This is a genomic window from Paenisporosarcina sp. FSL H8-0542 (assembly GCF_038632915.1).
In the GTDB taxonomy this organism is placed as follows: Bacteria; Bacillota; Bacilli; order Bacillales_A; family Planococcaceae; genus Paenisporosarcina.
Window position 1 is genome coordinate 1,336,535 of record NZ_CP152050.1, and the last position, 23,660, is coordinate 1,360,194.

20 protein-coding genes and 1 other annotated feature are annotated in these 23,660 nt (G+C 39.7%); of the genes, 19 read left to right on the forward strand and 1 reads right to left on the reverse strand.

Going from position 1 to position 23,660, the window contains the following annotated elements:
- The first annotated feature begins 57 nt into the window (after positions 1 to 57).
- The 11 genes from lon to MHH33_RS07190 all read left to right on the forward strand — a co-directional run bounded on the left by lon (position 58) and on the right by MHH33_RS07190 (position 11,545).
- Entirely contained in the window at positions 58 to 2,388 is a 2,331-nt protein-coding gene (lon, locus tag MHH33_RS07140; RefSeq protein ID WP_342543349.1) for an endopeptidase La, read from the forward strand.
- Positions 2,385 to 2,981 (forward strand): ribosome biogenesis GTP-binding protein YihA/YsxC, encoded by a 597-nt coding sequence (gene yihA / locus MHH33_RS07145; protein ID WP_016426759.1) that lies wholly within the window; start codon positions 2,385 to 2,387, stop codon positions 2,979 to 2,981. The genes lon and yihA overlap by 4 nt, the downstream gene beginning before the upstream one ends.
- Positions 2,982 to 3,095: 114 nt before the next feature.
- On the forward strand, positions 3,096 to 3,269 hold the full coding sequence (locus tag MHH33_RS07150) for a hypothetical protein (RefSeq protein ID WP_342543350.1): 174 nt from the start codon (positions 3,096 to 3,098) through the stop codon (positions 3,267 to 3,269).
- Positions 3,270 to 3,394: 125 nt separating this feature from the next.
- On the forward strand, positions 3,395 to 4,759 hold the full coding sequence (hemA, locus tag MHH33_RS07155) for a glutamyl-tRNA reductase (RefSeq protein ID WP_342543351.1): 1,365 nt from the start codon (positions 3,395 to 3,397) through the stop codon (positions 4,757 to 4,759).
- Positions 4,760 to 4,845: 86 nt separating this feature from the next.
- On the forward strand, positions 4,846 to 5,676 hold the full coding sequence (gene ccsA, locus MHH33_RS07160; protein ID WP_342543352.1) for a cytochrome c biogenesis protein CcsA: 831 nt from the start codon (positions 4,846 to 4,848) through the stop codon (positions 5,674 to 5,676).
- 34 nt (positions 5,677 to 5,710) lie between these two features.
- Positions 5,711 to 6,640 carry a hydroxymethylbilane synthase gene (hemC, locus tag MHH33_RS07165; protein WP_342543353.1) on the forward strand — a complete coding sequence of 310 codons (930 nt, stop codon included), beginning with the start codon at positions 5,711 to 5,713 and terminating at the stop codon, positions 6,638 to 6,640.
- Positions 6,633 to 7,397 (forward strand): uroporphyrinogen-III synthase, encoded by a 765-nt coding sequence (locus tag MHH33_RS07170; RefSeq protein ID WP_342543354.1) that lies wholly within the window; start codon positions 6,633 to 6,635, stop codon positions 7,395 to 7,397. Before hemC ends, MHH33_RS07170 begins: the two co-directional genes overlap by 8 nt.
- Positions 7,394 to 8,374: a porphobilinogen synthase gene (gene hemB, locus MHH33_RS07175; RefSeq protein WP_342543356.1), complete on the forward strand. Its 981-nt coding sequence runs from the start codon at positions 7,394 to 7,396 to the stop codon at positions 8,372 to 8,374. The genes MHH33_RS07170 and hemB overlap by 4 nt, the downstream gene beginning before the upstream one ends.
- A complete protein-coding gene (gene hemL, locus MHH33_RS07180; RefSeq protein ID WP_342543358.1) occupies positions 8,374 to 9,663 on the forward strand; it encodes a glutamate-1-semialdehyde 2,1-aminomutase in 1,290 nt (429 codons plus the stop codon). Before hemB ends, hemL begins: the two co-directional genes overlap by 1 nt.
- Positions 9,664 to 9,706: 43 nt before the next feature.
- Positions 9,707 to 10,789, forward strand: coding sequence for an AbrB family transcriptional regulator (locus MHH33_RS07185; RefSeq protein ID WP_342543360.1), 1,083 nt, complete (start codon positions 9,707 to 9,709; stop codon positions 10,787 to 10,789).
- A 204-nt stretch (positions 10,790 to 10,993) separates the two neighbouring features.
- Positions 10,994 to 11,545: a hypothetical protein gene (locus MHH33_RS07190; protein WP_016426767.1), complete on the forward strand. Its 552-nt coding sequence runs from the start codon at positions 10,994 to 10,996 to the stop codon at positions 11,543 to 11,545.
- Here MHH33_RS07190 and MHH33_RS07195 read toward each other — a convergent pair.
- Complete coding sequence (locus MHH33_RS07195; RefSeq protein WP_036659282.1) at positions 11,538 to 11,729, reverse strand: hypothetical protein; 192 nt, start codon at positions 11,727 to 11,729, stop codon at positions 11,538 to 11,540. The genes MHH33_RS07190 and MHH33_RS07195 overlap by 8 nt on opposite strands.
- Positions 11,730 to 11,822: 93 nt before the next feature.
- Positions 11,823 to 12,049, forward strand: a binding site (T-box leader).
- Positions 12,050 to 12,095: 46 nt separating this feature from the next.
- On the opposite strand from MHH33_RS07195, the gene MHH33_RS07200 reads away from it, so the two are divergent.
- The 8 genes from MHH33_RS07200 (at position 12,096) to MHH33_RS07235 (ending at position 23,650) form a co-directional block, all read left to right on the forward strand.
- Positions 12,096 to 14,741, forward strand: a complete 2,646-nt coding sequence (locus MHH33_RS07200) for a valine--tRNA ligase (RefSeq protein ID WP_342543364.1) — start codon at positions 12,096 to 12,098, stop codon at positions 14,739 to 14,741.
- A 409-nt stretch (positions 14,742 to 15,150) separates the two neighbouring features.
- Positions 15,151 to 16,455 (forward strand): folylpolyglutamate synthase/dihydrofolate synthase family protein, encoded by a 1,305-nt coding sequence (locus MHH33_RS07205; protein WP_342543366.1) that lies wholly within the window; start codon positions 15,151 to 15,153, stop codon positions 16,453 to 16,455.
- A 65-nt stretch (positions 16,456 to 16,520) separates the two neighbouring features.
- Positions 16,521 to 17,771, forward strand: coding sequence for a folylpolyglutamate synthase/dihydrofolate synthase family protein (locus MHH33_RS07210; RefSeq protein WP_342543368.1), 1,251 nt, complete (start codon positions 16,521 to 16,523; stop codon positions 17,769 to 17,771).
- 82 nt (positions 17,772 to 17,853) lie between these two features.
- Entirely contained in the window at positions 17,854 to 19,560 is a 1,707-nt protein-coding gene (locus tag MHH33_RS07215; protein ID WP_342543370.1) for a sensor domain-containing diguanylate cyclase, read from the forward strand.
- Between the two features lie 131 nt (positions 19,561 to 19,691).
- Positions 19,692 to 20,219 carry a type II secretion system protein gene (locus tag MHH33_RS07220; protein WP_342543371.1) on the forward strand — a complete coding sequence of 176 codons (528 nt, stop codon included), beginning with the start codon at positions 19,692 to 19,694 and terminating at the stop codon, positions 20,217 to 20,219.
- Positions 20,216 to 20,677: a type II secretion system protein gene (locus MHH33_RS07225; protein WP_342543372.1), complete on the forward strand. Its 462-nt coding sequence runs from the start codon at positions 20,216 to 20,218 to the stop codon at positions 20,675 to 20,677. Before MHH33_RS07220 ends, MHH33_RS07225 begins: the two co-directional genes overlap by 4 nt.
- Before the next feature lie 14 nt (positions 20,678 to 20,691).
- Positions 20,692 to 22,143: a hypothetical protein gene (locus tag MHH33_RS07230; protein WP_342543375.1), complete on the forward strand. Its 1,452-nt coding sequence runs from the start codon at positions 20,692 to 20,694 to the stop codon at positions 22,141 to 22,143.
- Positions 22,144 to 22,288: 145 nt separating this feature from the next.
- The gene (locus tag MHH33_RS07235; RefSeq protein WP_342543377.1) at positions 22,289 to 23,650 is read left to right on the forward strand and encodes a hypothetical protein; all 1,362 of its coding nucleotides are present in this window, start codon (positions 22,289 to 22,291) and stop codon (positions 23,648 to 23,650) included.
- Positions 23,651 to 23,660 lie beyond the last annotated feature (10 nt).

A 23,660-nucleotide genomic window follows, 5' to 3' on the forward strand; every position in this document is an offset into this window, starting at 1 on the left:
TCCATATGTTTGATTTATGGAGAAATCGGACAAAATTGGACGGAGGTGACTTTCCAAATGTCAAAGAAAAATGAAGAAAAAATCGTTCCATTATTACCTTTACGTGGTTTGTTAGTATTTCCGACGATGGTGTTACATATTGATGTAGGTCGTGAGCGTTCTGTTGCAGCGTTGGAACAGGCATTATTGACTGATAACATCGTCTTTCTGGCAACCCAAAAAGATATGAATGTTGAACAACCAGTAGAAGAGGATTTGAACGGAATAGGGACGTTGGCTCATGTGAATCAAATGATTAAACTGCCAAACGGAACAATCCGTGTATTAGTAGAAGGCTTGGAGCGTGCAACGTGGGCTAGTTACACGGAAGGTGACAACTACGCAACTGTGACCGTTACTGCTTCACCGGATGATACTGAGAAAACTCCGGAACATGAAGCCCTTATGCGGATGCTACTTCAGTATTTTGAAAAGTACTCTAAAATTTCGAAAAAAGTAACATCAGAAACATATGACACAGTCTCTGATATTGAAGAACCAGGCCGTTTGGCGGATATGATCGCGTCTTACTTGCCGCTGAAGGTTAGTGGGAAACAAGAAGTGCTTGAAATTTTCGACGTAAAAGACCGCTTGGAATGGTTAATCAATCGCTTGCACAATGAACAAGAAGTGTTGGATATGGAAAAGAAAATATCTGCACGGGTAAAACAGGCGATGGAACGTACACAAAAAGAATTTTATTTGCGTGAGCAAATGAAAGCGATTCAAACGGAACTTGGCGATCGAGAAGGTAAAACAGGAGAAGTAGCTGACCTTCGTAAGAAAATCGATGAATCGGGAATGCCTGAATCTACGTTAAAAGTGGCTTTGAAAGAGTTAGACCGATATGAAAAACTTCCAGCTGCGGCTGCTGAAAGTGGCGTCATTCGTAATTATTTGGATTGGCTAGTGGCCATTCCATGGACGGATGCTACGGCTGATCGATTGGATATCAACCGAGCGGAAGCTATTTTAAATCGTGACCACGATGGACTGGAGTCAGTAAAAGAGCGTGTGCTCGAATATTTAGCTGTTCGTCAATTGACCAAATCATTGCGCGGACCGATTCTTTGTCTGGCTGGACCTCCAGGTGTCGGAAAAACTTCGCTTGCCCGTTCCATTGCAGAATCATTAGGACGTCAGTTCGTTCGTATTTCACTGGGTGGTGTACGAGATGAATCAGAAATTCGTGGACATCGTCGCACGTATGTAGGTGCAATGCCTGGACGCATCATTCAAGGGATGAAAAAAGCCGGAAAAATTAATCCGGTCTTCTTGTTGGATGAAATTGATAAAATGTCAAATGACTTCCGTGGGGATCCTTCTTCAGCTATGCTTGAAGTATTGGATCCAGAACAGAACCACAATTTCAGCGACCATTACATCGAAGAAACATATAACTTATCAAACGTGTTATTCGTTGCAACTGCTAATGATTTAAGCACGATTCCAGGACCACTCCGTGATCGCATGGAAATTATTTCTATTGCAGGCTATACGGAGATGGAAAAGCAATCCATTGCAAAAAATCATTTATTGCCGAAACAGTTGAAAGAACATGGTTTGACGAAATCGCAACTGCAACTTAAAGATGATGCGATTCTTGACTTGATTCGCTATTACACACGTGAAGCGGGTGTACGTAGTCTCGAGCGCCAAATTGCTGCTATTTGCCGTAAAGCTGCCAAACAAGTGGTATCCACTGATAAAAAACGCATTGTTATCAAAGCTTCTTCTTTGGAAGATCTAATCGGCAAACATAAATTCCGTTATGGACAAGCCGAAACAGAAAACCAGGTAGGTGTAGCGACGGGCTTGGCCTATACCACTGTTGGTGGAGACACACTTCAAATTGAAGTATCTCTTTCACCTGGTAAAGGAAAGCTGATTTTGACTGGTAAATTGGGCGATGTCATGAAAGAGTCTGCTCAGACAGCCTTGTCATTCGTTCGATCGAAAACCGAAGTATTAGGACTGGATGCGAATTTCCATGAATCGCATGATATTCATATTCACGTGCCTGAAGGGGCGGTTCCGAAAGACGGACCTTCTGCCGGAATTACCATTGCAACGGCGCTTGTATCGGCTTTGTCAAAACGTCCTATTCGACGTGAAGTGGGCATGACTGGTGAAATCACATTACGTGGTCGCGTGTTGCCAATCGGTGGAGTTAAAGAAAAAACGTTAAGCGCTCACCGTGCAGGATTAACAACGATTATTTTACCGAAAGAAAATGAACGAGATATAGAAGATATACCGGGAAGTGTGCGCGAGGACTTAACATTCAAATTTGTCTCGCATGCTGACGAAGTGCTGGAAATAGCACTAGAAGGAGGCGGCGTGCAATGAAAGTGCATAACGTGGAATTAGTAATTAGTGCAGTACGACCAGAGCAATATCCGGAAGATGGTTTTCCGGAGTTTGCTCTTGCTGGTCGTTCAAATGTAGGAAAATCTTCATTTATTAATAAAATGATAGGCCGAAAGAGTATGGCACGTATTTCTTCAAAACCGGGGAAAACGCAAACATTGAACTTCTATAAAATTGAAGAACAATTGTTTTTCGTTGATGTTCCTGGATACGGCTATGCAAAAGTTTCGAAAAGCGAACGTGAAGCTTGGGGTAAAATGATCGAAACGTATATTACGAGTCGTGACGTGCTGAAAGCCGTTATCCAGATTGTGGATCTTCGTCATCCACCATCCGATGATGATTGCATGATGTATGATTTCCTGAAATATCACAACATTCCTTGTATCGTCATTGCCACAAAAGCGGATAAAATCCCGAAAGGCAAATGGGAGAAGCATAAGAAAATGGTTCGTGACGAACTTGATATGGAAGCACATGATACGATGATTCTGTTTTCTTCGGAAACGGGTCTTGGATTTGATGCGGCATGGGCAGAAATCAAACGTCGTATGGTACTAGAAATAGAATAAAACGGTTACACTCTCTAAGAAGCCTAATGCTTTTTAGGGAGTTTTTTAATGATTTGTGAATCTGGAGGATTGAAGTTTTTGTCAGGGAGGTAATATAAAGGTTGTGGGGATTTTGTGCAACCTGGAAAAGCAAACTGTCTACCTGGAAGTCGTTTCTATCTACTTGGAACCGCAATCTGTCAACCTGGAGCAACAACCATTCCGATTTGCTTGACCATTTACAGACAATTCCGCCTACAAGCAAAACGATTGTATGCGTTCAGACGTTTTGATACACTTACATTATAATTATTATAAAGTAGCATACCAATCAGCCTTGATTTCATAGCTTGTTCACATTTAAAACCTTGTTTTTAAAAACGTTATGCTATAATAAAAGGCGTGAAATAGAACGTGAAAGGTGTCATGAAGCCATGCATACCATCGTAGTGGGTGTTAATTATCGTACAGCGCCGGTAGAGATTCGCGAACGATTGTCCTTCGTTGAGTCCGATTTACCGCAGGCGATGCAAGCACTGCAAGAGCAGAAAAGCATATTGGAAAACGTGATTGTCTCTACATGTAACCGTACCGAAATCTATGCGATTGTCGATCAGTTACATACCGGACGTTATTATATAAAGCAATTCCTTGCGACATGGTTCAAGTTACCGATTGAATCGTTTTCGTCGTACCTATTCATTTATGAAAATGATGGGGCAATGGAGCATCTATTCCGCGTAACTGCTTCGATCGATTCAATGGTACTTGGAGAAACACAAATTCTTGGACAAGTACGCAAAAGTTTCTTGGATGCCCAAGAACGGGGGACAACTGGAACAGTTTTCAACCAATTGTTCAAACAAGCGATTACTCTTGCGAAGCGTGCACATGCTGAAACAGCAATCGGTGAGAACGCGGTTTCTGTTTCCTATGCTGCCGTTGAACTCGGAAAGAAAATTTTCGGTTCATTGAAGCAAAAGCATGTTGTCATTTTAGGGGCAGGGAAAATGGGTGAACTGGCGATTAAGAACCTTCACGGAAGTGGAGCAGAGAAAATCACAGTCATCAACCGCACCTTCGAGAAAGCTCAATTACTTGCAGAGAAATTTGATGGTCAGGCGAAATCGATGCAAGAACTTCAATGTGCATTGCTTGAAGCTGACATATTAATTAGTTCAACAGGTTCAACTGAATACGTTATTGACTTGGAATTGATGCAATTTGTGGAGCGCATTCGTAAAGGAAAGCCACTATTCATGGTGGATATCGCAGTGCCACGTGATTTGGATCCGCGCATTGGTGAGCTTCCAAATGTGTTCCTATATGATATAGATGATTTGCAAGGCATTGTGGAAGCGAACTTAGCGGAACGACAACTTGCTGCTAATGACATCATGTTGATGATTGAACAGGAACTTGTCCAGTTCAACAATTGGCTCGGTACATTGGGAGTCGTTCCTATCATCTCGGCACTTCGTCAAAAAGCGATGCAAATACAAGCAGAGACTATGGTCAGCATTGAAAACAAAATGCCTGAACTGACGGATCGAGAACGCAAGATATTAAGCAAACATACTAAATCAATTATCAATCAATTGTTAAAAGATCCAATCCTGCAGGCGAAAGAACTTGCAGTTTCATCAAATTCACATGAACAACTGCAATTATTCCAGCAGATATTTGGTATTGTAGAAGAGGTTCAGCAAGAAAAACAACGTCAAATGATGGCTGTCAAACAACAGCTAGAAGTTGTTGAAGAAAAAAAGATAACAGTTAGTCCAGGGTATTCATATTAATTCATGTTAGGGGGCGTTTTCGTATCTGTATGGTAAACTATACATGCGAAAACGCTTTTTATTTCTGAGGGAAAAGGGGTAAGGTAGTGGCGGATTTGACCATGACAAGGCTGCATGAAGGTATGGTTATCCTCTACGCAATCAGTCTTGTATTTTACTTCATTGATTATTTAGATAAAGATTCAAAAGCTCACCGCATTGCGTTTTGGCTACTCAGCATTGTGTGGCTATTGCAAACGGTTTTTTTAGTCCTATATATTGTTGAGACGAAAAGGTTTCCGATATTGACTTTGTTTGAAGGCATTTATTTTTATGCCTGGTTATTAATCTCGTTATCCATCGGACTTCATCTTATATACCGTGTGATGGTTCCCGTGTTTTTCCTGAATGTCATCGGTTTTATTTTTATGACCATTCATACATTTTCACCTGTTCAGATTGAACGCTCACCTGTTGGGGAAACACTGATATCAGAGTTGTTATTCATCCATGTAACTTTTGCGATCCTGTCGTATGTAGGATTCTCGTTATCTTTTGTCTTTTCGGCGTTGTATCATATTTTGTATCGCTTATTAAAGAAAAAGAAATGGACGAAACAATTCGGGAAACTGCCTTCTCTTGATCAAACTGAGAAGGGAATGACCGTGTCAATCGTCATTGGCATTCCATTCCTGTTCGTCAGTCTGATTCTTGGGCTGCAATGGGGATACGTTACACTCAATGAATTTTCGCTTATTGATGTGAAAATCATAGGTTCATTTATTTTATTATTTGTTTACGGCTATTTATTTTATCGAAGAAAAAAAGGGACACTTTACGGAACAAGTTATGCATGGGGTCATGCTTATGCCTTCCTGCTCGTGTTGGTGAATTTTTTCTTAGGAAGTCGATTATCCGACTTTCATTTTTGGTACTAAAATCTAATTAATCGGTTAAGTGGGGTTGTTAATAATGAGAAAAATTATAGTAGGTTCGAGAAGAAGTAAATTGGCATTGACACAAACAAATTGGTTTATCGATCAAATGAAACAAGCGGGAGCACCATTTGAGTTTGAAGTAAAAGAAATCGTCACAAAAGGTGATCAAATCCTGGATGTTCAACTTTCAAAAGTTGGGGGCAAAGGATTGTTTGTTAAAGAAATTGAACAAGCCTTGTACGACAAAGAAATCGATTTTGCTGTTCATAGCATGAAAGACATGCCTTCGGAATTGCCGGAAGGACTTGTCATCGGGTGTATTCCACCGCGTGAAGATGCACGTGATGCTTTTATTTCAACAGGGCATGTGAAATTTATGGACTTACCGGTAGGAGCAGTTGTCGGAACAAGCAGTTTACGTCGTTCAGCTCAACTTCTGTTATTGCGTCCAGACCTTGAAATCAAATGGATTCGCGGAAATGTAGATACACGTCTCGCTAAACTTGAAACAGAAGAGTACGATGCGATTATTTTAGCTGCAGCTGGACTCAAGCGTCTTGGGTGGAGCGATGATGTGGTGACGGAATATTTATCAACTGAAGATTGTCTTCCTGCTGTGGGTCAAGGTGCTTTAGCAATCGAATGCCGTGGAGACGACGCGGAATTATTAGGAGAGCTTGGCAAACTGACACATGAAGAAACTTGGAAAGCCGTTCATGCAGAGCGTGCATTTTTACATGCAATGGATGGCGGTTGCCAAGTACCGATTGCTGGTTTTGCAACTGTGGAAAACGGAGATGTTCATTTTACAGGATTGGTTGCTTCACCTGATGCTGAACAAGTTTTCAAACAAACTTCTAAGAATGTTGTACCAGAAACGGCAGGAAAAGAAGTGGCAGTGACATTAAGCGAGCAAGGTGCTTACGATTTGATTCAACAAGTAAGAGCCGATTTAAATGTCTAAAAAAGGTGATTTGCAAGGACAAACGATTGTCTTTACAGGTCAACCAAAGTCTGACGAAGCATTTTTTGAAGTGACAAGGCTGGGTGGAGAATTCATTTCTTTCCCGCTCATCCGAACTCAGGAATTAACATTTCAAGACGAACAATTTATTAATAGTCTCCACACTTATGACTGGTTGATTTTCACAAGCCAAAATGCAGTAGGTGCATTCGAACAAAAGGTGCTGCGACACAAGATTCTCTTGGATTCTTTGCCTTGTAAGATTGCAGCAGTTGGCAGTAAAACTGCGACTGCTTTAGAACGCATAGGTTTTCATGTGACGTTTACGCCAACTACATTCAGTGCGGATGCATTCGTTCAACAATTCCCGTTAGTAGCCGGTTACTCAGATACTTGTTTGTTTTTACGTGGATCACTTGCTAAAGCTACGATAAAAGAAGGCCTATCACAATCCGTGGACGAATGGACCGTATATGAAACTCTGCCTGATGAGGGTAACGCGAAAAGTTTAGGTGACTATCTCACTCAACATCCACATGTTTTTGTGGCATTTGCGAGTCCCTCATCAGTGGAAGTATTCAAACGTGAAATTGCGCCCAAAATCGGTTGGAACGAAATGACGATTGCTGCAATTGGTCATGTGACTGCAACTGCATTAAAAAAACTAGGTGTTGCAGTTCATATACAGCCAACAACTTACACATGGCTTGCACTCATTCAAGAAATTGCTAAATGGAAGGATGACTCATACAAATGAAAGAACTTCAATTCAATAGACACCGACGCTTACGTCATAGCGAAACTTTGCGTGCAATGGTACGCGAAACTAAATTACATACAGAAGATTTGATTTACCCGATTTTCGTTGCAGAAGGCGAAAATATTAAAAACCCGATCGCTTCAATGCCAGGCGTATACCAATTTTCTTTGGATCACTTAGGTGAGGAAGTGGACGAAGTTGTATCACTTGGTATCCCATCGGTTATTTTATTCGGCATACCTCTTGAGAAAGATGCAGAAGGCACACAAGCTTACCATGATCATGGCATCATTCAAGAAGCGATTCGCTTTGTAAAAGAACGTCACCCACATTTGGTTGTAATTGCTGATACGTGCTTATGTGAATATACGGACCATGGTCACTGCGGAATTATTGAAAACGGACAAGTCTTAAATGATCCAACTCTTGATTTATTGGCTCGTACTGCCATTGCACAAGCGAAAGCGGGTGCAGACATTATTGCTCCGTCAAACATGATGGATGGATTCGTAGCGGCTATTCGTTACGGTTTGGATGAAGCAGGCTTTTCACATCTCCCTATTATGTCGTATGCAGTGAAATATGCATCAGCGTATTACGGTCCCTTCCGTGATGCAGCAAACAGTACACCTCAATTTGGTGACCGCAAGTCGTATCAAATGGATTTTGCAAATCGCAATGAAGCGATGCGCGAAGCAACATCTGACGTTGAAGAAGGCGCAGATTTCCTAATTGTTAAACCAGCACTATCTTACTTGGATATCGTTCGTGACGTGAAAAATAATTTCGACTTACCGGTCGTGGCTTACAATGTGAGCGGGGAATATGCCATGGTGAAAGCGGCAGCACAAAACGGATGGATAGACGAAGAAAGAATTGTCATTGAAACACTTACAAGCATGAAGCGCGCAGGCGCAGATTTAATCATGACGTACCACGCGAAAGATGTGGCTCGTTGGTTGGGGGCGAAATAATGGAACGTTCTTACGATAAATCAAAACAAGCATTCAGCGAAGCCGTGAAATTGATGCCAGGTGGAGTCAATAGTCCGGTTCGTGCATTCAAATCGGTTGATATGGATCCGATTTTCATGGCAAGCGGAAAAGGTGCAACAATTACAGACATCGATGGAAATGACTATATCGACTATGTACTTTCATGGGGACCACTTATTTTAGGTCACTCTCATCCTGACGTCGTGGCAGCTATTCAAAAAGTAGCTGAAACGGGTACAAGTTTCGGTGCACCTACAGTCGTTGAAAATGACTTGGCAAAATTGGTTATGGAACGTGTGCCTTCTATCGAAATGGTACGTATGGTATCTTCCGGAACAGAAGCAACGATGAGCGCACTTCGTGCAGCACGTGGTTACACTGGACGTAATAAAATCCTGAAATTCGAAGGTTGTTACCATGGACATGGTGATAGCTTATTGATTAAAGCAGGCTCGGGTGTTGCGACACTTGGTTTACCGGATAGCCCAGGTGTACCGGAATCAGTGGCTAAAAACACGATTACAGTCGCTTACAATGATTTGGAGAGTGTACGTGCAGCATTTAAACAGCACGGAGATGACTTGGCAGCCATTATCGTAGAACCAGTAGCGGGGAATATGGGCGTAGTCGGACCTCAACCTGGCTTCCTCGAAGGTCTTCGTGAATTATCAACAGATAACGGAACAGTTCTTATCTTTGACGAAGTAATGACGGGCTTCCGTGTCGGTTATAACTGTGCCCAAGGTCACTTCAACGTAACACCGGATTTGACGTGTCTTGGTAAAGTAATCGGCGGAGGACTTCCAGTCGGTGCTTACGGCGGGAAACTTGAAATTATGTCCCGAATCGCGCCAAGTGGCCCGATTTATCAAGCAGGCACACTTTCAGGTAATCCATTAGCGATGACGGCAGGTCTTGAAACCCTGTCTCGCTTAACTCCTGAAACGTATGAGCATTTCAACAGACTTGCGGATCAGTTGGAAGCTGGCTTCCGTGAAGCTGCATTGAAATACCACATCCCACACACGGTGAATCGAGCGGGATCAATGATTGGATTCTTCTTTACGAATGAAACAGTAACGAACTACGACGTGGCGAAAACGTCTGATCTTAAACTGTTCGCAAAATATTACCGCTTGATGGCTGAGGAAGGCATTTTCTTGCCACCTTCACAATTTGAAGGCATGTTCCTATCTGCCGCTCATACATCTGAAGACATTGCGAAAACTGTGGAAGCATTCCATAAAGTATTTAAACAACTAGCTTAATACTCATGTCCTGGTACTCACTCGAGTATCAGGGCTTTTTTCAATGAAGAAAGGTGTGGTCTTGTTGCAACAGTCTTGGATAATCATACGTACTTTTATAATTGCAGCAGCGGCTGGTTTCATATTTGACCGAATCGGCATCTTTTTGCCATGGTTGCTAGGACCGATGGTTTCATTACTGCTTTTAAGGCAATATACAAAATTGCAATTTGAGTGGCCACGAATATATCGACAGATCGGTTTGATTTTCCTAGGTATTCAAATCGGCTCGTCTTTTACGAAAACATCCATTGAACTTATGTGGTTTGATTTTCCCCTGATGGTATTGATGACGTTGTCAGTCTCAGGTGTAGCACTATTATTAAGCCTGCTTTTCATGAAAATGTCTGGGGAAACCATAGCAACCAGCGTGTTAGGTTCTTTGCCAGGTGGGCTATCCCAAATGGTGTTGCTGAGTGAAGAAGTGGAATCAGCGAATTCCACCATCGTGACATTGATGCAGACGTTTCGGATCTTTGTGGTCGTGACGGTTGTCCCTTTTTTAACTGCCTGGATTCCAAAAGGCAGTCATTTCAATGAAGTGACACTGACTGAGTTGCCGACATTTAATGTTACTCACTTCGTCATAGCTGTCTTGCTTGGTACTTCCTTTTTTATCGCAATGAAAAAAATACATTTTCCTTTGCCTGAAATGATGGCCCCTATTTTATCAATGGCCATTGTGCAGTTCGTGACAGATCATCCAGTTGTCGAAGTGCCTTCCATCGTATTAATTCTGTCTCAAATATTTGTGGGTGCTCATTTAGGCTTACAGCTCGAAAAAGTAAGAAATCAATTATCGATACGACTGTTCGCAGCGATTGTGCTGACAAACTTGGCGCTTATTGCATTTTGTGGATTCATTGCATACACACTGACAAACATTCATCCAGTTAACACGTTTCTAGATTTCTTTATTAGTGCAGCGCCTGGAGGAATTGCCGAAATGTCCATTACAGCATTGGAAACGGGTGCAGATTTGTCGACCGTCACCAGTTTTCATTTATTCCGGATTTTCTTTATCCTGCTGATTGCAGGGCCTGTGATGACGTATGCATTAAAAAAATGGTTGAAAGCCGATGTTTGATAGTGAGCGGTTGCTCAGACTAACTTTTCGGAATTGTCATCTGAAATAGAGTTGGGAACGTGTGAAAAAAGTGTGATGATGTCTTAAAAAATAGTGAACTACGTCTGAGAAACTTTAGGAACAACGAGAAGTTCTTCACGAAAGCATAAAGGCTCGTTCACTCGCATAAAATCTTTCACATAGCTTTGTGAAGGAGGACAAGAAGTGAATCAAGTTAATTGGAAGCTTCAAGAAGTTTTTTATTTCCCGGAAAGTTTTGGGGTGCCGACAAATGCTGCACGAATTGAGGTCAAGCCACAAGTAGAGTTTCAGCAAGTTAAAGGAGTAAGTAGTTTATATGGCATTTACCATATTGCAGCACATGTAGCTTTCCAACCAGGTGAATGTGAGCACCACGGAACGTCTGAATGGGTTTCAATCGAGGACTTGGACATGAATGGGGAAAACGGCTACTTTGAATATGCGGTGCCTTTATTCGTGGAATTACCTCCAAATTATGTTCATGGCAAAGTAGAACCTGAAATCCATCTGTCGGACGTTAATGCATCTGTCACCGATGAAAAAACATTGAAAGTGGAATGGAGCGTTACTTGCTCGTATGAACTTCCTGAACCACGGGAATCCTCTTCCGTAGAAGTATTCACTGAGCCTGTCAATTCCACTTCCGAGGAAAATCCGGTGGTCAAAGAAAATGTAGCATTGCCATTCTTCCTGAGTGATTTAAAAGACGGCTACTCCGTCTATGAAGTTAAATAATATCTTTTTGAAATAAAAATAAGATGAAAATTAACAAGCACAGCAGCAAGAAATCGAAGGTCGTCGGGATGAAAATGGTACGGATAAGTTCGAAAACTGTGATCGGCAAAATGATGTCTTTGCAGTAGAAGCGGGTTTTTCGAAGCCACGGTGGAAGCAGATAAGGATTATATCCTCTTCGCATTGAGATTCCTCCTTTCAAAAATACTTGACGAGTTGTCGTGCAGTCCTATACAATAATCTCATCTTGGAAATACAATATGTTACAAAACTAAATAACAATGCATTGATTGGGAAGAGTAAAGTGGTGCTGTTTTCACAAGAGAGGGAACGTTTGGTGAGAGTTTCCGTTAACACACATTTGAATGTCGCCCATGAGCAGTTTCTGTGAACCTGTAAGTAGCAGAAACCGGTTAAAAGCCGTTATATAAACTTGAGAGCGTGATGATTTTTTTGTCATCTGCGAATAAAGGTGGTACCGCGAACAACTCCTTCGTCCTTTTTGTGACGACAGGAGTTTTTTTGTTTTCAAAAAAAGGAGGAATCGATTATGACTGAACAAAAACCAGAACTTTCAACGAAGTATGATCCGAAGTCCATCGAACAAGGACGCTACGAATGGTGGCTTAAAGGAAAGTATTTTGAAGCACAGCCTGAAAGCGGCAAAGAACCATACACCATTGTAATCCCACCACCAAACGTAACAGGTAAATTACACTTGGGCCATGCTTGGGACACAACACTTCAAGATATTTTAATCCGCATGAAACGCATGCAAGGATATGATGCACTATGGTTGCCAGGAATGGACCATGCAGGTATTGCGACACAGGCAAAAGTAGAAGAAAAACTTCGTTCTGAAGGTAAGTCACGTTACGATTTAGGACGTGATGAATTTGTTAAAGAGACTTGGAAGTGGAAAGAAGAATATGCAGGTCATATTCGTACGCAGTGGTCAAAAATTGGATTAGGTCTTGATTACTCACGTGAACGTTTTACACTCGATGATGGCTTATCAAATGCTGTTAAAGAAGTATTCGTTAAGCTTTACAACAAAGGGCTTATTTATCGCGGCGAACGTATCATCAACTGGGATCCAGCAACGAAAACAGCGTTATCTGATATCGAAGTAATCCATCAAGACGTACAGGGTGCTTTCTATCATATGCGATACCCGCTCACAGATGGCACAGGTCATATTGAAGTTGCGACAACTCGACCGGAAACGATGCTGGGCGATACTGCAGTAGCGGTTCACCCGAAAGACGAACGCTACATGCACTTAATTGGCAAAACCGTTACATTGCCGATCGTAGGACGCGAAATTAAGATTGTTGCAGATGATTATGTGGATATGGAATTTGGAAGCGGTGCTGTTAAAATCACCCCTGCACATGACCCGAATGACTTTGAAATTGGAAACCGTCACGACTTAGAGCGCGTATTGGTTATGAAAGAAGACGGAACGATGAATGACAATGCGGATAAATATGCAGGGATGGATCGCTTCGAATGCCGCAAGCAAATTGTTGCGGATCTTCAAGAAGCGGGAGTATTGTTTAAAATCGAAGAGCATATGCATTCAGTTGGACACTCAGAGCGTAGCGGCGCAGTAGTTGAACCGTATCTTTCGACACAGTGGTTCGTAAACATGCAGCCACTCGCAGACGAAGCAATTAAATTGCAGCAAGGCGAAGACAAAGTTCAATTCGTACCGGAACGCTTTGAAAACACCTATATGCGCTGGATGGAAAATATCCGTGACTGGTGTATTTCACGCCAATTATGGTGGGGTCACCGAATTCCAGCTTGGTACCACAATGAAACAGGCGAAATTTACGTAGGTCATGAAGCACCAGCAGACATCGAAAACTGGAAGCAGGACGAAGACGTATTGGATACATGGTTCTCATCTGCACTATGGCCGTTTTCAACAATGGGCTGGCCGGACGAAGCAAACGAAGAATTCAAACGTTACTACCCGACCGATGTATTAGTAACAGGATATGACATTATATTCTTCTGGGTATCACGTATGATTTTCCAAGGAATTGAGTTCACGAACCAACGTCCATTTGACGATGTATTGATTCACGGACTTGTACGTGCTGAAGACGGACGTAAAATGTCTAAGTCATTAGGCAACGGAGTAGACCCGATGGACGTAATTGATAAATACGGTGCGGATGCACTTCGTTACTTCTTATCTACTGGTTCATCACCAGGGCAAGATTTACGTTTCTCAATCGAGAAAGTGGAATCGGTTTGGAACTTCGCGAACAAGATCTGGAACGCTTCACGTTTTGCCATGATGAACATGGAAGGCATGAAGTTTGAAGATATTGATTTAAGTGGAGAAAAATCTGTTGCGGACGCATGGATCTTGACTCGCTTGAATGAAACAATTGACCAAGTAACAAAACTGGCAGAGAAATATGAATTTGGTGAAGTAGGGCGCGCCCTTTATAACTTCATCTGGGATGACTTCTGTGACTGGTACATCGAAATGGCGAAGTTGCCATTATACGGTGAGGATGAAGATGCGAAGAAAATGACTCGTTCAGTGTTGGCATACGTTTTAGACAACACGATGCGTTTACTACATCCATTCATGCCGTTCATCACGGAAGAAATCTGGCAGAGCCTGCCGCATGAAGGCGAATCAATTACGATTGCTGCATGGCCGACTGTCAATGAATCATTGACGGACAGCACAAAAGCATCAAGCATGAAATTGCTTTCGGATATCATTCGTTCAGTACGCGCGATCCGTGCAGAAGTACAAACGCCAATGAGCAAAAAAGTGCCGTTATACATCTCTGCTAAAGATTCAGAAACATTAGCAGTACTCGAAGCAAATGCGATGTACTTGGAGAAATTCTGTAACCCAGAACCATTGGTTTTAGGTCAAGGAATTGAGGCACCAGGTCAATCAATGTCAAGTGTCGTTTCAGGTGCAGAACTATTCTTACCACTTGAAGGCTTAATCGACGTAGCAGCTGAAACTGCACGATTGGAGAAAGAGCTGGAGAAATGGGCGAAAGAAGTTAAGCTTGTAACAGGCAAACTTTCAAATGAACGTTTCGTTTCGAAAGCACCTGAAGCAGTTGTTGCAGAAGAACGCGCAAAACAACAGGATTACATCGAAAAACATGCAACCGTTGAAAAACGCTTGGCTGAATTGAAGAATTTATAAGTTAGTGATGATGCCTCAAAAGCTTAGGCTTTTGGGGTGTTTTTTATAGTGTGAAGAATAGTTTATCTGCATTTCGATGGATGAAATCTAGGATTCGAGGGAAGATATCTAGATTGCATTCTCGAAAGGTTATTAAAGGCCGACTTCTTAAGCGATTTAGAGTTTAGTTGGAAAATATGGAACTTTAGTTGGAAATATATCGCGTTTAATCGGAAAATTTGAACCTTTAGTTGGAAAAAGCTGTTGCGTGTAACCACGCTATATTCAAGGGGGTTACTTAAAGATATCTCAGCATAAAAATTTCATTAGTAACTAGAAATAATTTCATATCTTTTCAGTAATTGAACATGATAGAATAGAGTGAATTCTCAGATGTTCTGGGAGTATTGAGTTTGAGGAGTGACCAAATGTGTTTACATCAGTTGATAAAGTAGTTGAATACATATATTCCATGGATCAGAAAACGGAGCGAAATGGTCGATTAAGTCGTATCACTTCCATCCTGGCGGTCCTCGGGAATCCACATAAAGGATTCCGTTCTGTTCACATTGCAGGGTCAAACGGCAAAGGTTCCACTTTGAATGCTCTTAAAGAAATATTAATTGCTGAAGGCCTCCAAGTCGGAAGCTTCATATCTCCTCACCTTGAAAAAGTAAACGAACGCATCATGATGAATGATGTAATGATCACAGACGAACAATTTATCCAATATATGAACGATATCTTTCCACTTCTGCAAAAAGGTCAAGTTGGAGAAGGCTCGAACTTCTTCGAAATTTTGACGGTCATTGCATTTATGTACTATAACGACATGAAAGTGGATATTGCCTTAATTGAAACAGGGATTGGCGGGAAATTCGATTCAACCAACGTACTGACACCACTGCTATCAATTTTAACGTCCATTTCGCTTGATCATACGCAAATCCTAGGTGACACCCTTGAAGCCATCGCTGAAGAAAAAGCGGGAATCATCAAACCACTCGTTCCGGTGATCAGTGCAGTGAAAGACAAACAGGCTGTTGCGGTTATCGAACAGAAGGCCGAATTGGAACAAGCGCCGATTTACCAATTATATAAAGATTTTCTTATTGGAAATGTAACTCAGGAAATAAATCAACAAAGTTTTTCATATCAATTAAACAGTGAAAAAATGGTAGATATATCCCTGAAAATGATGGGGCATCACCAAGTTGAAAATGCGTCGCTTGCCATTACAGCTGCGTTGTTTTTGAACAAACATCACGGTTTTACCATTTCTGAAGAGAGTATCCGCCATGGTCTAATCACCTCTAGCTGGGCAGCGCGTTTTGAAGAAGTTTTACCTAACGTCATCATAGACGGAGCACATAATCCGGCAGGTATGGAAGTGCTTATTCAAACCATTCAGCAACGCTACGCGACAAAAAATATTCACGTCGTCTTTACCGCACTTCAAGATAAAGACATTGCATCCGTGCTTCATATGCTGGATGAAATTTCAGCAAGCATTACTGTCACAGAAATTCATGTGAAAAATGCGGCAGCTGGAAAAGATATTTTTGAAGCGACAAAGCATCCAGAAAAACAATTGATTCTAAGCTGGCAAGAAGCACTCGAGCAGACTATAGTAAAAGTAGACGAGTCAAATGTTGTTCTAGTAACCGGCTCGCTATACTTTATGTCGCTTGCCCGTCCTTATTTAAAACAAAAAGCACAAACAAAAGTACTTTAATATGTGACCCTGCCTTTATTATGAAGGTGGGGTTCTTTTCTCGTTTATAGAAAGGAGATGTAATTATGATTCCGAAGTTTAATGAATACAAAGAACGTTTTCAAATGGAAAGCAAAAACACAATAGAGCCAGGGCTGGATGCAATCCGTAATGCATTAGAAATAGTAGGAAACCCTCACTTGAAACTCAAATTCGTCCATGTTGCAGGGACGAACGGAAAAGGTTCGACCATCAGCATGATGAATAGTATGCTTCAGGCACACGGTGTAAAGACGGGATGTTTTTATTCGCCTTGCTTCATGGATGTGCATGATCAAATTCAGCTAAATGGGGAGTATATTTCACCTATTGACTTGAGTGAGGCTTTCAGTCGTGCAAAAGAAGCGGGACTCAGCGGAATGCTGACGGATTTTGAATTATTAACAGTTCTTGCATTTCTGGCATTCGAACAATTTCAACCTGATGTTGTACTGTTGGAAACGGGGATGGGGGGCAGGTTTGATAGCACGAATGTCATTACTCCACTCATTTCAGTCATTCCGAGCATTGCAATTGAGCATGAACAATTTTTAGGAAACTCAATTGAAGAAGTGGCTTCTCATAAAGCGGGAATCATTAAACCAGGCAGTCCAGTTGTCATTGGTCCAATGGAAGAGCCTGCTGAACAAGTACTAATAGAAGAAGCAAATAAAGGCGATTCTCCACTTTGGAAAATAAATAAAGATTTCACTTTATTGAATGGATTGTACCAAGACAGTGAAGGTCATGAATTCACGAATATGATTGTTCCACTCAAAGGTTCCCATCAAGTAAATAATGCAGCGCTTGCGATTCGAGCTGTACTCCATGTAGCCATTTCGCTCCAAGTAGAAGTGGAAGAAGAAACCCTTCGTAATGGATTGAGTGAAACATTTATACCAGTACGATTTGAAAAAATTACAGATTATTTATATTTCGATGGAGCTCATAATCCGGCAAGTGCTCGTGCTCTCGTTGAAACTGTGAAAGAATACTTTCCTAATACACCTATTCATTTTTATTTAGGCATGATAAAAGGGAAAGATGCCAAAAAAATATTGCGCATTTATGAAGAAATTTCATCAAAATTTACTTTTGTGGATTTCGAAGATGAGCGCGCAATGTCCGCAATCAGCTTGTCGAAAATGAGCGAATCGACTAACGTAACGATGACAAAAGACCTACTAGAATCATTGCGAATTACAATTTCAGAAAAACAAGTGACTATAGTATCGGGTTCGCTCTATCTCTTGTCTAGCTTGCGTTTGGAGGCTATTCAAGTGTTTAAAATTATTTGAATATTAAAGATGACAAAACTTTCTAATTTTGATAGGATGTATTTAGTACTAGATAAATTGAACCATTTTGAAAGGGGCGTATATGGACATTTCTAAACGAACACAACGATTGATTTGGGCCATATGGGTTCTGGTTGTACCATTTGGCATTTATTCGATTTACCAGTTCGCAGAGCCTACTGAAATTAATTGGCCAATTTTATTGGGATATGCAGCTCTGGCAATAATAACGACATACTTTCCATTTAAAGTAGCTGGAACAACCCTTTTCTTAGTTCAATGGATCAACCTTGCCATATTTTTGAAATATGGAGTGTTTGTTGAAATGTTGGTCATGCAATTGGCAATTATTCCACTGGCCATACAACTCAAAATCGGGTTCAGCGATTTCTTTCGAGCACTATTTAACTCATTTATGTTTTTCATGGTATCGGTCATTAGTGGCGTTTCTGTCATTTTAATGGGTTATGATATTGGTTCGATCGAGTTAAAACATATTCTTTTATTCGGTTTTCTCTATCAAATCATTAATACTTTTTCTAATCATGTAATTTTGCACTTATATCTGGTTTTAACAAAGCAAGAACACACAGGCTTCTTTGGAAGAGATTCACTTTGGGATTATGCAGGTTTAGTCGTGACATTCCCATTCGGCTTTACTCTTTATTTGCTAAATGAATATGTTGGACCTGTTGCATTCTTACTAATAGGTATCCCATTCTTAATCATTACATTCCTAGTCCGCTTATACAGTAATTCCGAACGCGTCAACGAAGACTTAAACCAAGCGACTGAAATAGGACATGAACTGGCAGATCGACTCAGCAATGATGCAATTATCGATTTATTCTTATCAAGAATCAGCAAAATGTTACCAGTTGATTATTCCTATATCATTGATATTGACCAAGGTAATATGTACTTCTTAAAGTCGAAGGAAAAAGATATCAATGTAGAAATTTTGCAAACTCACGAAGAATTACTAAAAAGTATAGCTGGAATTGTCTATAAAAAAGACAAGTCGATTCTTTTCAACAAACAAAAAGAATGGCGTAAGTCAGGATCGGATTTTCTTCCAACGGATACAGAGAGCATCATTTCTGTCCCAATTAGTCGGAATCAAAAAATGGAAGGAATTCTGGTCATAGCTTCAAGGAAAAAATACGCATTTGAAACCTATCAACTTCAGATTATCAGCTTGCTATGTTCCTATTTTGCGGTATCTCTTGAAAAAGCTCGATACGTACAAGATGCAGTATCTAAAAGTGAACGATGCGGCCTAACGAAATTATACAATTACCGGTATTTAGATCAGCAACTTGAAACCAATATGAGCCAATTGCTAAATGGAGAGCTTCGGCAATTATCATTATTGATGATGGACATCGACCACTTCAAAGCCATCAATGATACGTATGGACATCAAAGTGGAAACGATATTCTCTTTGGACTGGCAAGATTGTTGGAAAATGAACTTGGGGACGCCGGCATCATTGCTAGGTATGGCGGAGAAGAATTTGTTATCATCTTACCAAACTACTCCAAACAACAATCACTAGCACTTGCAGAAGAATTACGTGAGAAGATCGAAACCACGCGTTTTGAAATTCGGACAGACCTGGAAGATGAACCCGTGCTGTCCTTTGTCAACATCACAACAAGTATCGGTGTCTCAACTGCACCAGAAGACTGTGACGATGCTATGGCATTGATTCGTAATGCGGATAGAGCGCTATATATTGGGGCGAAACGAGAAGGACGTAATCGTGTTGCGGAATATGTGAAATAATGAAGAGAGCTGATCTAATCAGCTCTTTTTTCCTAGGATAGAATAAGAGATTAAATATAGTATAAAAATAATGACAATTTTACTAAAACAATACATAATACGTATAAACAACATGAAATGAGAAAAATTATATGAAACTATTTCCAAATAAATCTAAACAAAATGGACTGACACTCGTGGAAGTTCTGGCAGCTCTTGTCATAATGGGAATTGTTTTCGTGGGTATCATGACTGTGTTTCCGCAAATGACTTTATTTAATACGAAGACAGAGACAAAGTTGGATACGATGAATATAGCGCGGCAGGAAATTACGGAGTTTATTGAAAATAGCAAAGGGAAATATATTCCCCATACTTCAACAAAAATAATTCCTTTTGATCAGATTAAACCTATTATTGAATTGCAATTTGAAGAAACCACAACAATAACTAATAGCCACGTAATTACAGACGAACCGGCAAGTAATAAAGACGATTACAATTCATTCAAATTTAATAGCACAGTTGATTCAGGAGAAGAATTTAAATTCGAAATTCAAGTATTCGATGTGCCTGATCTTTCAGGAACCATTTCTTTATATAAGACCATTCTTAAAATTTATACGCTCGGAGGTCAATTGAGTAGTGAAACTTATGGCTATATTGAGGTGACCTCATGATCAAATATATTAAAAATAATCAAGGCATAACACTCGTGGAATTAATAGTGGCTCTAGCCTTAGTTTCAATGGTAGCTATATTAATTATGACAACTTTGGGAATCGGCTTTAAGCATTCAATAGCGGAATCCAATAAGACTTCCGCTCAACAGGAAGCAAATTTAATTGTTTCGAAATTAATGAACCAGCACCGTAAAGGGGATTGTTATTACATTAAAGGGGCTTCTGGTGGAATTATGATTGCTCCTGTATCTTCTACATTATGTACAAGTACAACTGAGCCACCTGCCAGTTCATTCAAGCCTGTTTCAGATACTCGTTTCAATGTGACTATGACAAGTGTAAATCAAATGATTAACCCAACGAAAGATGACTACACATTGGTTGCTGCAGTGAAATATAAAAATGCGACCTACAAAATAAACACGATACTTACGAGATATAAAACAACTAAGTAAAGAGGAGGATTCAAATGAAGTATGTAAAAAACCATAAAGGTTATGCTTTGTTACTTGTCCTCTTTTTAGTTGTTGTTTTTGTTGGTTTATCAGCAGTATTTGTTGCCGCATCTTTTAATAATGCCAAGCAGGAAAGTACTGTCGACGTCCGCAATCAATCCGTTGTCGCAGCCGAGATGGGTGTGAAATATAATATCAATAATCTAATGAATGAAATAAAAATATTAAATCAGGATTATAAGAATTTCATGAATACAAGTCTGAATACTTTAGTGGATAAAGCAACGGCAGTTACCACTGCAAAGGATAATAACTTACCACTCCCTAACGGAATGTCAACTGCCGCATGCAGTGTCTTTTATTCCAATGTCCACATTAATGACTGGATTGATTGTGAAACGAAAGAAATAGAAAGAGCCGGCGTTGATATGTATATGTCCGAGGTTAATCGGGTGTACGCAGACTTAGCTCCCCAAGAAAATAGAGTTGACTCAAAAACGAAATATGAGTTAATGCCACTTGCCGTAAACCTGGTGTTTGATCAAGCAACTCGCAGAATTGAAATACCTCTTTCCGTACAAGGGAAACAAAATGCTTCAGTTAAAAATCTGAATGCTAAATTGATTGTAACCATCCCGGATCATACATCCGAAACGAATGATATTGTAATCAAAACGATTTTAAGTGAAAAAGAAACGGTCGATCGCATTTTCATTCCACCAAATGACAATACGACCATTTGTCCTACCCAAGCTAGTGAAATGACTTCAGGTGTCTGCAAATATACTGGCACCAATCTTGAAAGTTATTTAGCTAGTTTGCCAGATCCTTCGAAAGTAAGTATCAAAGTTGAGGATTTATGTTATGCAGTAAAAGACAAGACCAAATGTAATTTGAACATTCTAGATGGTAGTGGCGGAACAGTATACATAAAACCGTCAAATCAAACGGTAAATGTAGATAATTTAAATAATTTAGAAGACATTTCCATGTACGTGGATGGCGACTTAATCATTAAAAACAGTAATTCAGCAGATAACAATACAATCGTCAGTCGTTCGTACTCATTCCATGTAAGTATGAACTTGACGAACAGCAATCTAGTTGTTTTAGGGAATGAAGCAAAGACTGGTTATATAGATTGGAAATCAACAGGAAAAAGCGTAACGGTCTCGACTAATTCTAAGATGTGTATTAATTTGAATGGCATAAGTTTAGCGAATTCTTCTGATTTAACTGACCCCTCTATATTAAGTGGCAATGGAAAATTAATTCTTTACCCTGGGCGAACGGATATGGATAAACTGCCCGCAGCCGTTGAGGATAAGATAATTTACATGAATGATTTCGTGGCATTTTTAAATGAATGTAATGTAAATACTTCCGGTTTACCAGAAGGGCATTCAATGAAACAATTTATCGATAGCACGAGTGAAATTGAAGCGACAGTTGATTACGGTAACTAATAGAAAAGAGTCGAATAACTCGACTCTTTTCTTTTTATGTATTTTTCCCTATTTTTAACATGACATTTTACACAAATAGTATGATAATAGGATGAGTCTGTTTGGAAAAATCACACCAAAAGTCTCGGTGGGGGTTATCGGAAAAATGAAAAAATTATTGAATGATAGAGGATATGCTCTTTTAATAGTTTTATTTACCATTATAATATTCTTAAGCATGTCAGCAGTGTTCATGAGTGCCTCGCTCAACCATGTGAAACAAGAGCAAACGGTTGATCAGAATAATCAAGCGGTTGTTGCTGCAGAGATGGGCACGAAATTCTATACTACATTCTTCAACAACGAAATAAAAAAAATAGAACAAAACATCTTAGATACAATTGTTAATCCTAGATTAAATTCCTTAAAGCTATGTGAAAACCTAGTTCCTAAAGGTACCAAGTGTAATACTCCTATTAAAATAACAGAGGAATTAAATAATATTAATAATGATTCATTAAGGGAATTTAATAAACAAATGAATAAATTGCTTTCAGGTTTCAATAACGAAATTCTAATAAAAGAAATAACACCAAATACCGATTTTGTTCCTTCTCGAATTACTCCTGAAACATTGGACGTTAATGTTAAAAATCAAGCTTTTAATTTTGACATCATAGGTAGTAATTTTGAGGCTAATAGCTTAAAAGAGAAAAAGTTAAATACAAATGTGAAAGTTACTATTCCATCCTATGTTCCCAATACTCTTGTACAGAGCCCTGTACTTGATGATAAAGAAAATGTGAATACAATTAAGCCGAAAAATTTACAAAGTTGTTTACCTTTGAAAAATTTAATCGCTCCTTATGAATGTGATTTAGGTAATAATACAATATCAGATTTAAATCTGACTCTTATTAATAATAAGCCTCTAATTGTATGGGTAAATAATTTAAATCAAGCAATTTGCCCATCAAATATTTGCCAATCCGACTTGAAAGGTCTAACTATTAAATCAGATATTCATCAAGATTTTACTGTTAAAAATGGTAAATCCATCTCAGATGCAAACATTGTATTTCCGGGTAATATGAAGTTTGAATCTGGTGGAAATCATTTGAATATAGATTTAATTGTAGAATCTATATCAGTATCTAATGTATTACAACATGTTAGTGAAAATATTGTAGTGTTAGGTAACAAAGATGGTACGGGATACTTAATGGTAGAAGGCAAGAAAAAAGATGTAAATGTCAGCATGGCTTCTGGATATAAACTTTGCTTAAATCTTGATGGTTTGGATGATGATGCAACAAATATTAAGTTACCAGGTTCTCATAAAGGTGAATTAATCTATTATTCTTCTAAAGGAGAAAGTATAGATGGTGGTATTAAACATGTAGGAACATATTTTGAGTTTTTAAAAGGATGTTCTCAAAAGATTGCTCCAATTAAAGATCCAATACTAACACCAGATGTGAATGATTCGAACTTTGATTTTACATTAAAAGTAGACTATATAAATTAACATTTTCCGA